The sequence below is a fragment of the Kitasatospora sp. GP82 genome, from assembly GCF_029892105.1.
Classification (GTDB): domain Bacteria; phylum Actinomycetota; class Actinomycetes; order Streptomycetales; family Streptomycetaceae; genus Kitasatospora.
This window is the reverse complement of sequence record NZ_JARZAJ010000011.1, coordinates 196,921-209,855: the sequence shown is the minus strand read 5'-3', so window position 1 is coordinate 209,855 and position 12,935 is coordinate 196,921. Positions and strand designations below refer to the sequence as shown.

Genomic DNA, 12,935 nt, shown 5'->3' with positions numbered 1-12,935 from the left:
GGAGTTCACGCATCCCCTTGAGGAGGGGTTCGTATGCAACTCGTCACCGGGAGTGGCAAACCGGCCTACACGCCGATCGAGGACCACGGGATCATCGGCGATCTGCACACCGTGGCGCTCGTCGGGGACGACGGCACGATCGACTGGTGCTGTCTGCCGCGCTTCGACTCGCCCTCGGTCTTCGGATCGCTGCTGGACTGCAGGCAGGGCGGTGCGTTCTCGGTCTCGGTGCGCCAGGCCCAGCGCACCAAGCAGATGTACCTTCCCGACTCCAATGTGCTGCTGACCCGGTTCCTCGGCGAGAGCGCCGTGGCCGAGCTGTACGACTTCATGGTGCCCGACCACTACTCGTGTCCCAAGGCCGGCGTGCGGCAGATCGTCCGCCAAGTGCGGGTGCTCAGGGGGCGGGCCGTGGTGGACATGCGCTGCCGCCCCGCGTTCGACTACGCGCGCGCGCCGCACCAAGTGCACCTCGTGCCGGACCTCGGAGCCGTGTTCAGCAGCCCGGCCGGCACGCTGGCCCTGCGGTCGTCCGCTCCGCTGCGCCCCGACGGCGACGCCGTGGTGGCGACGGTCGAGCTGGAACCCGGGCAGACGCTGGAGTTCGCGGCCGAGTGGGGCGGTGAGCTGCACCCCATCGACGACACCCAGGTGTGCCGCCTCCTCGACTCCACGCTGGCCTTCTGGGACAGTTGGATCCGGCACTCGCACTACCAGGGCAGGTACCGCGAGATCGTCGAACGCTCCGCCCTCGCACTGAAGTTGCTCGTCTACCAGCCCAGCGGAGCGCTGGTCGCGGCCCCGACGACCTCGCTGCCCGAGTCGCCCGGCGGAGCACGCAACTGGGACTACCGCTACACCTGGGTGCGTGACGCCGCCTTCACGCTCTATGCGCTGATGCGGCTCGGCTTCACCGAGGAGGCCTCCGCGTTCATCGACTGGCTCCGCTGCCGCTGCCTGGAGGCCCCGCCGGACACCGGGTTGCAGGTGCTCTACGGCATCGACGGCCGGCCGGATCTGCCGGAGACCGTGCTCGACCACCTCGACGGGTACAGCGGATCCCGGCCGGTCCGGATCGGCAACGCGGCCACCGGCCAGCTCCAACTCGACATCTACGGCGAGCTAATGGACTCGGTCTACCTCTACAACAAGTACGGACAGCCCATCTCCTACGAGTTGTGGGAGGCCCTGAGCCGACAGCTGGAGTGGCTGGAGAAGCACTGGGAGGAACCGGACGAGGGGATCTGGGAGACCCGCGGCGGCCGTCAGCGGTTCACCTACTCGGCGCTGATGACCTGGGTCGCCTTCGAACGGGCCCAGCGCATCGCCCGGCAGCGCGGAATGCCCGCCCCCGTCGAACGGTGGCGGGACACCTCCTCCGCCGCCTACCGCTACGTCCAGGAGATGTGCTTCGCCCCCGAGCACTCGGCGTACGTCAGCTGCCCCGGCAGTTCGACGCTGGACGCGTCACTGCTGGTGATGCCGCTGGTCAAGTTCGCGGCGCCGGGCGACCCGAGGTTCCTGTCCACGGTACGGAGGATCGAGGAGCACCTCGTCAGCGACAGCCTCGTCCACCGCTACCACGCCGACGGCAGCGACGGTTTCACCGACCGGGAAGGCACCTTCAACCTGTGCTCCTTCTGGTACGTCGAGGCGCTCGCCCGCAGCGGACGAGTCGGCGAAGCCCGTTACGTCTTCGAGAAGATGATCACCCACGCCAACCACCTGGGCCTGTACTCGGAGGAGATCGGTCCCGCCGGAGAAGCCCTGGGCAACTTCCCCCAGGCCTTCACGCACCTGGCGCTGATCAGCGCGGCCACCAACCTGGACCGTGCGATCAAGGCTCGCCCCGGAACGGTCTCCCGGCACTGCCAGACCCACTGAGCCAGACCCACTGCCCTCGGCCAACGCCGAGGACTCCGGCCGCTCAGCCCTCGTGGAAGAGTTTGCGTGCCAGGGTCGTCAGCCTGGCCAGATCCGTGTCGAGGGTCTGGTCCCCGCCCGGGACCGGCTCGCCCGGCCGACCGTCATGTGCCGTGGCTGCGGGCCCGGTCTGCCGGTCCGCCGCCTCGATGACCATGGCCTTCAGCGCCTGCCCGGCCTGGGCGTCCCGCTGGAGGGCGTCGGCCCTGGAACGCTCGGCCACGGCCTGGCTCTTCGCGGCCGCGCGCTCGTTCCGGGCATCCGCGACCGCCCCTCGCTGGACAGTCGTACCGAAGAGCGCACCGGCGCCGGCAAGGACGATCGCCTCAAGACCGGAGATCAACAGGGCGACGAACACCACGACCAGCCCGACCGCGACACCGGTCGCCGTCCTGCCCAGTCCTTGTCCTTGTCCCTGTCCTTGCGGCGGCGTCGGAGGAGGAGGAGGAGAAACGGCCATAGGGCACCCGTCCTTCGAGTCCGGCACATGCCGAACATGCCGGGAACCGCCGCAGCGGCACCTGTCCTCAGCGTATCGCCGCACCTCACGACCGTGCGCCCTTGCTCCACGGACATGCGCCGTCACCGCTGGTGACGGTTACCGCCGGACGGGCGGCACCGCAACCACCGCGTCCCCGCCCGTGACCTGCCCTGGCGGGCCTCATCGTCTGCGGGGAAAATGGTGATCGCGAGACCCGGGCGGAAGGCCGACCGTGACGGGGCGGCCTCCCGGGCCGTCCGGCAGTCGCGTTGCGCGCGAGATTCGGAGTTGGAATCAGGTGTGAAGCTCTCCGGTGGTCCTGCCGAGTTGGCCGCGCCGGTTGCGCCCGGCTCGGGCGCAGGCGAGAAAGGGCTCAAAGCCGGTGCCCTGGGGCTCTTCTCCTCGGTTGTCATCGGCCTGGCCTCGACCGCTCCCGCCTACAGCCTGGCGGCAGCGATCGGCCTGGTCGTGGCGGGGGTCGGCCTCCAGGCCCCGATCGTCACCATGCTGGCCTTCATCCCGATGCTGCTGATCGCGTATGCCTACAAGGAACTCAACGCCAGCGACGCCGACTGCGGGACCACCTTCACCTGGGCAACCCGCGCCTTCGGTCCTCGCATCGGCTGGATGGGCGGCTGGGGCATCATCGTCGCCGACATCATCGTGATGGCGAACCTCGCGGAGATCGCGGGTATCTACACCTTCCGTCTCCTGGGGTTCGGCTCACTCGCGGACAGCAGGCTGTGGACCACCGTCGCAGGAGTCGTCTGGATCGCCGTGATGACCGCGGTCTGCTACGTCGGCATCGAGGTCTCGGCCGCCGTCCAGCGCTGGCTGCTGTGCGTCGAGGTGGCGGTGCTGGTCCTGTTCGCCGTCACCGCCCTGGTCAGGGTCTACACCAGCAGCCCCCCGACCGCGATCCACGTCTCCGCTTCCTGGTTCAACCCCTTCCAGGTGTCCTCGGCCAAGGCTCTGACGGCAGGCGTCCTCTCCGCCGTCTTCGTCTACTGGGGCTGGGACACCGCCGTCACGGTCAACGAGGAGACCTCCGACAGCAGGCACACGCCGGGGCGGGCGGCGGTCGTCTCCACTGTGCTACTGCTGATCATCTACGCCCTGGTCGCCACCTCCGCGCAGGCCTTCGCCGGAGTCGGCACCGAGGGCATCGGACTGGGGAACACGAACAACTCCGGGGATGTGCTCTCCGGTCTGGGCAACGCGGTCTTCGGCAACCAGGGCCTGGGCCAGGTCTTCACCAAGCTGCTGATCTTCATGGTGCTGACCTCGGCGGTCTCCTCCACCCAGACCACCATCCTGCCCATGGCCCGGACCGTCTTCTCCATGGCGGCGCACAAGACCGTCCCCTCCTACTTCGCCCGGTTGCACCGCAGGTACCTGACCCCCACGTGGTCGACCGTCGGCATGGGCCTGGCCTCCGTCGGCTTCCTCATCCTGCTGACGACGATCAGCCACAACGTCCTGGCCGACTCCATCGACTCGGTCGGCCTCGCGATCGCGTTCTACTACGGCCTCACCGGCTTCGCCTGCGCCTGGTACTACCGCAAGGTGCTCACCCGCAGTCCCCGGGACCTCGTGTTCAAGGGCCTGCTCCCGGGCCTGGGCGGGCTCATGATGCTCTACTTCTTCTGCTACGCCGCCTTCGACGTCTACGCCGACCCCGGCTACGGCGCGACCTCCTTCGACCTGCCGATCATCGGACGAACGGGCGGAGTGACCGTCATGGGCCTCGGGGCCCTGCTGCTCGGCGTCGTCCTGATGCCGGTCGTCACCCGGGAGCACACCGCGGCCCTCAGACTCCAACGAAGCCTGCTGCCCCACAGCCTGCCGCCACAGACGGCGGTCGAGGCGGCGAGCCGCTATGTGCCCGCAGACAGCCGGTCCGGGGTGGGCGGCGACTGGTTCGACGTCATCCCGCTGTCGGGCACGCGGGTCGGCCTGGTCGTCGGGGACGTACTCGGCCACGGACTGCGCGCCGCCGTCACCATGGGACGCCTGCGCACCAGCGTGAACGTCCTCGCCCGGCTGGACCTCGCTCCGGACGAGCTCCTCGCGCGTCTGGACGACGTGGTCGGGCAGACCGCCAGGGAGCAGGCGGACGCCCCCCGCCGGGGCGACTGGGGAGCCGACGGTGACGGAGCCCTCGGCGTGACGTGTCTGTACGCGGTGTACGACCCGGTGTCCGGACAGTGCAGCATGGCGCGGGCCGGCCACTCGCCACCCGCCATCGTCAGCCCGGACAGCGGCGTCGTCAGCTACCCGGAGCTCCCGCCGGGCCCGCCCCTGGGACTGGGCGGCCTGCCGTTCCAGAGCGCGGAACTCCCCCTGCCCGCGGGAAGCCTCATCGCCCTGTTCACCGACGGCCTCGTCCAGGCCGCCGACCACGACCCCGACGTGGGGCTCGGCCTGCTCGCCGATGTTCTCTCCCAGTCCCGGCGCCCCTTGGAGGAGCTCTGCGACCGAGTCGTGGCCGCCCTGCTGCCCGGCCCCGTGGACGACGACGCGGCCCTGCTCCTCGTCCGCACGCAGATGCTCGACGAGCTCCAGGTGGCCGAATGGGAGCTGGATGCCGACCCGGCCACGGTCGGCGATGCCCGTGCCGCCACCACGGGACGACTGCGCGAGTGGGGACTGGAGGACCTGTCGTTCACCACCGAACTGATCGTCAGCGAACTGGTCACCAACGCCATCCGCTACGCCGACGGGCCGATCCACGTCCGTCTCATCCTCGACCGGAGCCTCAGCTGCGAGGTCTCCGACACCGGACACACCTCGCCCCATCTGCGCCACGCCGCCAGCGACGACGAGAACGGCCGGGGCCTGTTCATCATCGCCCAGATCACCCAGCGGTGGGGAACGCGCTACACGGCCGCGGGCAAGACCATCTGGGCCGAGCAGGACCTGCCGGCCGGGGAGGGCACCTGATCCGGAGCCCCCTCGGCCGGCAGACGGCCGGTCAGTCCGCGGTGGCGATCAGCGGCTGGAGCAGGATGTCGGGCTTGGCGCGCTGGAAGGCGTTCAGGTGCCACTTGTCGGCGAACAGGGCCAGCAGCGCGTCGTCCGAGCGGCGGGTGAGCACCTCGCCGTCGGTCAGCCGGGCCTTGGCCAGCGCGGCGGCGCCGTCGGCGTCGGTGACCCGGGCCAGCCGGTAGGAGAGGTGGTCGAGGGTGATCGGGGAGGAGAACTCGTGCTCCATCCGGTGCAGGACGACGTCGAACTGCATCGGGCCGACCGCGGCCATCACCGGTGCCTGGTCACCACGCCGGTCGGAGACCAGCACCTGGACCACGCCCTCCTCGTCCAGCTGCGAGACGCCCTTGCGGAACTGCTTGGAGCGGCTGATGTCCTTCGGCCGGGCCACCGCGAAGTACTCGGGGGCGAAGGCCGGCAGTGCCGGGAACTCCACCTTCCTGCCGGTGTAGAGGGTGTCGCCGACCCGCAGCGCGCTCGCGTTGATCAGACCGACCACATCGCCCGGGTACGCCGTGTCGACCACGGTGCGCTCGGCGCCGAAGACGGTGTGCGCGTACTTGGTGGCGAAGGAACGGCCGCTGGCCGCACGGGTGACGTTCATTCCGCGCTCGAACACGCCGGAGCAGACCCGGACGAAGGCGATCCGGTCGCGGTGCGCCGGGTCCATGTTCGCCTGGATCTTGAAGACCAGGCCGGAGAACTCCTCGCCCACCTCGCGGCTGCCGCCCTTCGCCAGCGGGCGGGGCCCGGGGGCGGGGGCCAGGTCGACCACGGCGTCCAGCAGGAGCTTCACACCGATGTTGGTCAGCGCGGCGCCGAAGAAGACCGGGCTGATCTTGCCGGCCTCGAAGCTCTCCTGGTCGTAGCCGGGGCCGGAGGAGAGCACCAGCTCCAGCTCCTCCAGCGCGGTCTCCCAGTCCTCACCCTCCTGCTCGGCGGCCTGCTCGGCGGTGAGCTGCTCCTCGATGGCGGCGTGCGTACCCGCGGGCACCTTGGTGTAGCGCAGCATCTGCTCGGTGTCCGCGGCCTGGACCAGGCCGCGCAGGTTGCCTGCGGCACCGACCGGCCAGACCACCGGCACCGGGGTGATGCCCAGGTGGGTCTCGATGTCCTCGAGCAGGGTGAGCGCGTCGCGGCCGCGGCGGTCCCACTTGTTGATGAAGGTGATCACCGGGACGCCACGGTGGCGGCAGACCGCGAAGAGCTTGCGGGTCTGCTCCTCCAGGCCCTTGGCCGCGTCGACCAGCATGATCGCGCAGTCGACGGCCGCCAGCACCCGGTAGGTGTCCTCGGAGAAGTCGGCGTGACCGGGGGTGTCGACCAGGTTCATCACATGGCCGCGGTGGTCGAACTGCAGCGCCGCGGAGGTCACCGAGATACCGCGCTCGCGCTCCAGCTCCATCCAGTCGCTGGTCACCCCGCGCCGGCCGCCCTTGGCGTGCACCGCGCCCGCCGAGGTGATCGCCCGCGCGTGCAGCGCCAGCGCCTCGGTGAGCGTGGACTTGCCCGCGTCGGGGTGGCTGATCACGGCGAAGGTCCGACGGCGGCCGGCCTCGTTGAGGACCTGGAGGACGGGGATCGACTGTTCGTTGCTCACGTGTTTCCTCGGGTACAGGTAGGCATCAGGCCGGTGACGCCATCTCCGTACCTGCTGAGCCGGGTGTCTGGTCCGCAGCCCCGCAGTGATTCTAGTCGGCCGGACGGCCTAACCCCCAACGGGCCCGGGCAGTGGGGCGGCGAAACGGCGGACCGGCGCGGCACGTCGGCTGTTCTGCGGACCGCAGAGCGGGGTCCGATCTGCACCGGGGCCTGTTGCCGGCCGGTCTCAGGAGTGCGGCATCGGAAAGGTGTTCAGCTCGCTCTCGTCCAGCGGTTCGCTCCGCCAGCCGAGTTGGACCGCGCAGCGCTGCACCCGTCCGGCACCCCAGGAGGGGAAGGCCGCCGGAGCCGTACAGACGGTGCCGGGAACGATGATCCGTCCGGCCCGCATCCCGGCCGCGTCGGCCTCCGGGGTGCTCAGGTCGACCCAGATGACCTCGTGTCCCACCGCTTCGACCCGGGCCCGCAGGGTGTCGATCGAACGCTCGGGGAGTTCGGGCAGCCCCTCCCAGCCGCGCTCGGGCAGGTCCCAGGTCCACCCGGCCACGCGTTCGCCCGCCCGCCGGTCCAGGAAGAGCTGCTGCTGGCAGATCAGTTCGACCACGTCTGCCGCGTCGTCACGGTAGGAGTCGAGGTATCCGCGGTCCTGCCGCCAGGGCTTCAGGGCCGTCGGGCGCGACCCGTTGCCGCCGCTGAGCCCGGCCAGCGTGCGCGGGTTGTCGAGGCTCAGGCAGGTGAGCTGCAGCAGATACGCCTCGGCGAGGGCTTTGCGGGCGGCTTCGCCTGCGTCGTGCCGGGCGGCCGTGCCGATGGTCAGCCAGCCCTCGGCGGAGTCCCGGACCACCGCGGCCATGACCGGTACACCGAAGACGTTGTCCAGATGGATCAGCCGGGTCTCGAAGTCCCGTGCCGAGGGCGTCAGCAGTGCCGCGATGTCCCGCGGCACCGGCAGCGCCGGCAGGGCCTGCGCGTTACCCCACCAGATCGCGGTGGTGTCCCGCTCCACGACCTCCTCCAGCGCCGAGAGCTGGGCCTGCGCATCGGTCGTACCGGCGGCCAGTCCGCCGAGCACCGGGAAGGTGTACCGGGGCTCGGATCGCCCCTGCGGCATCTGGGGCCAGGACGCGTGCACCAGAAAGGCCGGCACATGGATGTCCCGTCCGTGACTGAGCGACCGGCCTCGCACCCACCACACCTCGTCGGCCTCGGTGAACGGCCTGAACCGGAAGCCGGGGGCGGCGTACTGCGCCCGGGAGTAGAGCGCCAGCGCGGACGGGTCCAGGGCAGGGACGCCTCGTCGCACCAGATCCAGGTAACTGCCGTGGAGGGTCTCGTGCTCGGGGCGCGGCCAGGGGGCGCAGTAGCGCTCGACCGCCTCGCCCGTCGCGCCGCGAACCGCCTGCTCCTCGCCCTCCCAGGACGCCCCGAAGGCCTGCCGGTCTCCTTGCCAGGGCAGCCGTCCCGTCAGATCCGGCAGGTCGGCCACGGCGAGGCGCAGCCGCTGCGGCGTACCGCCGGGTCCGGCGAAGGTCCGCATCCTGGTGATCACGGTGCTGAACGGCCGGACGTCGTTGCGGATCACCTGCGGGCTGCCTTCCGGTGGGCGGGACGGTACGGGGAGCGGTTCGCGATTTCTCGGTGCCCGGTGCGGGGCGGCCGTGGCCGCCCCGCACCGAAGGGTGCTACGACGTACCGTCAGATCACGTACGCCATCACACAGTTGTTGACGACGAGCTCATCCTGCTGCATGAACGCGGCCACACAGTTGTTGACCACGAGCTCCTCCGGCAGGTAGGCGGCGACGCAGTTGTTGACGACGAGCGACTCGTAGGCGGTCTCGGACTCGAAGGACTGGGTCATTGCGGTTTCCTTTCGGGTGCGGACGCCACCGCGGCTGCGGGGCGTTCGGTGCGAGGTCGAGAGGTGGGGCTCCACCTCTCCCCCCAGTTCCGCCGATCTACAACTCGGCGGCCTGAGGGAGTACTTGGGTATTCCGGATCTTCCGAACCGTCCGGCGTTCGCCGGGTCGGGCCCGGCCGTCGTCCCCGGTGTCGTGGGAGCCCATGCCGTGGACGGCGGCGGCGCTGCCCAGGGCCGCCACCGTGCCCACCCCGGCGCAGAGCCACCACAGGGCGGCCGGGCCGAATCGGTCCAGCACCCAGGCACCGCCGGCCGGGCCGAGGAAGGAGGCCCCGGACCACGCGGTCGAGTACAGGCCCTGGTACCGGCCGCGGAGGCCGGCCGGGGCACGGTCGGCGACCACCGCGATCCCGACGGGGGCCTGAAGGATCTCGCCGAGGGTCCACAGGGCCACGGAGAGCGCGTACACGACGATGCCGTGCGCGACCGCGTTCACCCCGAACCCCCAGGCCAGCAGCAGCCCAGCGACCAGGAGCACCCCGGTTCTGGACCGCCCCCGGACCAGGCCGGTGAGCGGGATCTGCAGCAGCATGATCAGCAGCCCGTTGAGTGCGATCACCGTACTGAAGGCCGAGGCGGACAACCCCGAGCGCACCATGGCGAGCGGCAGGGTGCTCTGCGCCTGCTGCATGACCGAGCCGAAGAGCAGGGTGGAGACCACCAGGAGCACAAACCTGCCGTCGCGCAGCACAGTTGTCCGTCGCCGCGCCGTGGCCACCGGCTCGGCCCCGGCCGCGGCACTCCGGGGCGCCGCGGGGCGCGGTGCCGTCTCCGGCAGCTTCAGATAGACCAGCAGCGCACAGAGCAGGGTCGTTGCGCCGTCCGCCACGAAGACCAGGGTGAATCCGCAGGTCACGAGCAGCCCGGCAAGCATCGCCGCCACCGCGAAACCGACGTTCAGCGCCCAGTAGTTGAGGGCGTACGCGCGTTCGCGGTCCTGCGGCGGCACAAGGTCGGCGAGAATCGCCTGCATCGCCGGTCTGGCGGCGCACTGTCCGAGCCCCATCGCCAGCGTCGCCGCCATGATGCTCCACGGCCGGTCGGCCAGGCCGATCAGCGCCATGCTGACCGCCGTCCACAGATGCGCACCCAGCAGCGTCGCCCGGCGCCCCACCCGGTCGGTCAGGACGCCGCCGAGCAGCGTCCCCGCGACTCCGCCCGCACCGACCAGCGCGACCACGAGCCCCGCGAACCAGGCCGAGTACCCGCGGCCGGTGGTGAGGTAGAGGGCGATCAGCGGAGTGGCGAAGCCTCCGGCCCAGTTCACCAGAATGCTCGCCCACACCCACCAGAACTCGCGCGGCAGCCCGCGCACCGCTCCGGCAAGGGCCTCACGGGCCCTCATCGGCCGGCGGGACACGCGTCGGGCAGCGCGAAGACCGGACGGGCTGGCGCACCGGTGTCCAGCTCCCCCGCGAGCTGCTCCAGCAGGCCCGGTGTGTCCACCGCCTTGACCAGTACCTCCCGCAGGGCGGCGTACCACCGCCCGGCGTCCTCCGGTCCGGCGAACCGTGGCAGGTCCTGTCGTATCTCGGCGTACTCGCCGGCCGCCCGGGTCATCAACCGGCGGAGCAGGTCGCCCGCCGAAGGCAGCCTGGCGCTCACGGTGAGATGCGCCGACACCTCGTCGGTGGCGCTGACCCGGTGCCACCAACCGCGCGGCAGATAGAGGACGTCCCCGTCGGCCAGCTCGCCCGACCAGTGGGCGGTGCCGGGCTCCGGCAGCGGAGGCTCACTGATCACACCGACCGGGAAGTCCATGGTCGGCCGGTGGATCTCCCAGTGCTTGGCGCCCTCGATCTGAAGGATCAGTACGTCGTGGTCGTCCCAGTGGGTGCCGAACCCCTGCCTGGCACCCCCGAGATTGGCGTACAGGTTGGCCTGCACGAGGCAGCGAAGACTCTTCTCGACAGCGGCGACGAGCCTGCGCAACGGGGCGTGCAGCTCCTCGATGCCGTCGACCACCAGCGTCGCACCCTCGGCGAGCGCCGCCTGGAGGCGGTCCGGAGCCAGGCGCAACGGCGTTCCGCGCGGGGCCAGTTGCGGCACCGGCTCCGCGCAGGAGAGCAGCGAACGGGTGCCCGCACCACCTGCGAGATGCATACGGCCGAGGTCCACCCGGGTGGATCCGAGGATCGCGTTCAGATCCTCCCAGCCCAGCAGATCCCCGAACCGTCCGGCCGACCCGCGGACGACGAAGGGCTTCCTGCCGAGCCGCTCACGCAGAAAGCTCTCGCTGTCCAACGGCTCGATCAGACCTGCGAGACCGCCATCGGCTGCGATGGCCCGGTCACCGGCACGCAAGATGTCCACGATGCGTCCTCATCAGTCGGGTGGTCGCCGACCGGGACCCGCTGACCGACCCGGTGGCGGTCCTCATCCTGTCCCAACTCACCGGACCCGGCTCCTACTTCGAGCCGAGAGTGTCAACTTGGAGGATCCGCCAGCAGGTAACCCGTCAGAATGGGGCATCCCGGGGGCGCGAGGCTCTCAGACCCTCCGGCAGTCGGGGGGCGGCGGCGCGACGCCCCGCACCGCGTGACGCCGCCCGGGCCGGCCGCGTTGAGAACACGTGCCTGACTACACCTCACGCAGAACCGTCCTCGCCGCCGCCCTGGCCGTCGTACCGGCCGGCGCCGCCGCTCCCCGTGCCTCGGCCGCCGCTCGGAACCAGGGCCGGGAAGGGAGTGGACGTTCCGCAGCCACGACGGTCGACTACCGCGCCTGGACCACGACGGCCGACTGGGCGAGCGGCTCCGGCCGGGGCACCCGGATCGTGGGCGGAGACCGCCCCGGCGTGTGCATCGCGACGGCCGCCGGGACCAGCGACCAGCTCGACCCGCACACCGGCAGGACGTCCACCTGGGAGTGGGCCACCTGGACCTCCCCCGTGCACTGCCTCACGGCCCCGGCGACCGAGGCAGTGGCGTCCTGGAACGCCCACACCCCCGCCGGTACCTGGATCACCGTGGAGCTGTCCGGCACCTACACCGACGGCACCGGGACGCCGTGGTACCTGATGGGCCGCTGGGCAGCCGGCGACCAGGACATCCGCCGCAGCTCGCTCGACAACCAGAGTGACGGCAGGAGCCGCATCTCGACCGACACCTTCGTCATCGAGGACCCGGCCGGCGGTCTGCGCCTGACGTCCTACCGACTCCGGCTCACCCTCTACCGCAGGCCGGGCACCGAACTGAGCCCCACCGTCTGGCGTCTGGGCGCCATGGGCTCCGACGTCCCCGAGCGCTTCGAGGTACCCGCCTCCACCCCTGGCATCGCCTCCGGCCGCGAACTGGCCGTGCCCCGCTACTCGCAGGAGATCCACAAGGGCCAGTACCCGGAGTACGACAACGGAGGAGAGGCGTGGTGCAGCCCCACCTCCTCCCAGATGGTCGTCGAGTACTGGGACCGCAGACCCACCTCCGCGGACCTCTCCTGGGTCAACGCCTCCTACACCGACCCGCAGGTCTGTCACGCCGCCCGCTCCACTTTCGACTACCAGTACGGGGGCTGCGGGAACTGGCCCTTCAATGCCGCCTACGCGGCGACGTTCCAGGACATGCAGGGCATCATCACCCGGCTGGACTCGCTGACCGACGTGGAGCTCCTGATCCACGCGGGTGTCCCGGTCATCACGTCCCAGTCCTTTCTTCCGGGCGAGCTGGACGGCGCGGGGTACGGCACCGCCGGGCACCTGATGGTGGTCATCGGCTTCACCGAGGACGGCGACATCATCGCCAACGACCCCGCCTCGCCGACCGACGACGCGGTCCGGCGGGTCTACAACCGCCGCCAGTTCGAGAACGTCTGGCTGCGGACGAAGCGGTACGACGCGAACGGCCGGGCGGTGGGCGGTTCAGGCGGTGTCTGCTACCTCTACTGGCCCACCGACTCGGCACCGGGTCAGCGCCGCGCACTACGGGATGCAGGAATCAGCTGACCAGGTGCCGGCCGAAGGCCGTCTCGACGCCCCGGCGGCTCCTCGTCGCTGTCGCGGGCCCGCCGTCGCCGGCGAATGCCC

General features: G+C 70.8%; 9 protein-coding genes. 3 read left to right on the top strand and 6 right to left on the bottom strand.

Annotated features, from left to right (window positions below):
• The first annotated feature begins 33 nt into the window (after window positions 1-33).
• Window positions 34-1,884 (top strand): glycoside hydrolase family 15 protein, encoded by a 1,851-nt coding sequence (locus tag P3T39_RS14050; protein ID WP_280697868.1) that lies wholly within the window; start codon window positions 34-36, stop codon window positions 1,882-1,884.
• Window positions 1,885-1,927: 43 nt separating this feature from the next.
• Here P3T39_RS14050 and P3T39_RS14045 read toward each other — a convergent pair whose 3' ends face one another.
• A complete protein-coding gene (locus tag P3T39_RS14045) occupies window positions 1,928-2,383 on the bottom strand; it encodes a hypothetical protein (RefSeq protein WP_280697867.1) in 456 nt (151 codons plus the stop codon).
• 321 nt (window positions 2,384-2,704) lie between these two features.
• On the opposite strand from P3T39_RS14045, the gene P3T39_RS14040 reads away from it, so the two are divergent.
• Entirely contained in the window at window positions 2,705-5,347 is a 2,643-nt protein-coding gene (locus P3T39_RS14040) for an amino acid permease (protein ID WP_280697866.1), read from the top strand.
• 31 nt (window positions 5,348-5,378) lie between these two features.
• Here the strand turns inward: P3T39_RS14040 and P3T39_RS14035 are convergent, their stop codons facing one another.
• The 5 genes from P3T39_RS14035 to P3T39_RS14015 form a co-directional block, all read right to left on the bottom strand.
• Window positions 5,379-6,992, bottom strand: a complete 1,614-nt coding sequence (locus P3T39_RS14035) for a peptide chain release factor 3 (protein WP_280697865.1) — start codon at window positions 6,990-6,992, stop codon at window positions 5,379-5,381.
• A gap of 228 nt (window positions 6,993-7,220) precedes the next feature.
• Window positions 7,221-8,576 (bottom strand): YcaO-like family protein, encoded by a 1,356-nt coding sequence (locus tag P3T39_RS14030; RefSeq protein WP_280697864.1) that lies wholly within the window; start codon window positions 8,574-8,576, stop codon window positions 7,221-7,223.
• 113 nt (window positions 8,577-8,689) lie between these two features.
• Window positions 8,690-8,854 carry a hypothetical protein gene (locus P3T39_RS14025; protein WP_280697863.1) on the bottom strand — a complete coding sequence of 55 codons (165 nt, stop codon included), beginning with the start codon at window positions 8,852-8,854 and terminating at the stop codon, window positions 8,690-8,692.
• A 97-nt stretch (window positions 8,855-8,951) separates the two neighbouring features.
• Window positions 8,952-10,259 (bottom strand): MFS transporter, encoded by a 1,308-nt coding sequence (locus tag P3T39_RS14020; protein WP_280697862.1) that lies wholly within the window; start codon window positions 10,257-10,259, stop codon window positions 8,952-8,954.
• On the bottom strand, window positions 10,256-11,227 hold the full coding sequence (locus P3T39_RS14015; RefSeq protein ID WP_280697861.1) for a cupin domain-containing protein: 972 nt from the start codon (window positions 11,225-11,227) through the stop codon (window positions 10,256-10,258). The genes P3T39_RS14020 and P3T39_RS14015 overlap by 4 nt, the downstream gene beginning before the upstream one ends.
• Before the next feature lie 259 nt (window positions 11,228-11,486).
• Here P3T39_RS14015 and P3T39_RS14010 point away from each other — a divergent pair, with 259 nt between their 5' ends.
• The gene (locus tag P3T39_RS14010; RefSeq protein ID WP_280697860.1) at window positions 11,487-12,854 is read left to right on the top strand and encodes a peptidase C39 family protein; all 1,368 of its coding nucleotides are present in this window, start codon (window positions 11,487-11,489) and stop codon (window positions 12,852-12,854) included.
• Window positions 12,855-12,935 lie beyond the last annotated feature (81 nt).

Coding starts and splice junctions, on each gene's coding strand:
- P3T39_RS14050 (WP_280697868.1), top strand. CDS start 34: ATGCAACTCGTCACCGGGAGTGGCAAACCGGCCTACACGCCGATCGAG.
- P3T39_RS14045 (WP_280697867.1), bottom strand. CDS start 2,383: ATGGCCGTTTCTCCTCCTCCTCCTCCGACGCCGCCGCAAGGACAGGGA.
- P3T39_RS14025 (WP_280697863.1), bottom strand. CDS start 8,854: ATGACCCAGTCCTTCGAGTCCGAGACCGCCTACGAGTCGCTCGTCGTC.
- P3T39_RS14020 (WP_280697862.1), bottom strand. CDS start 10,259: ATGAGGGCCCGTGAGGCCCTTGCCGGAGCGGTGCGCGGGCTGCCGCGC.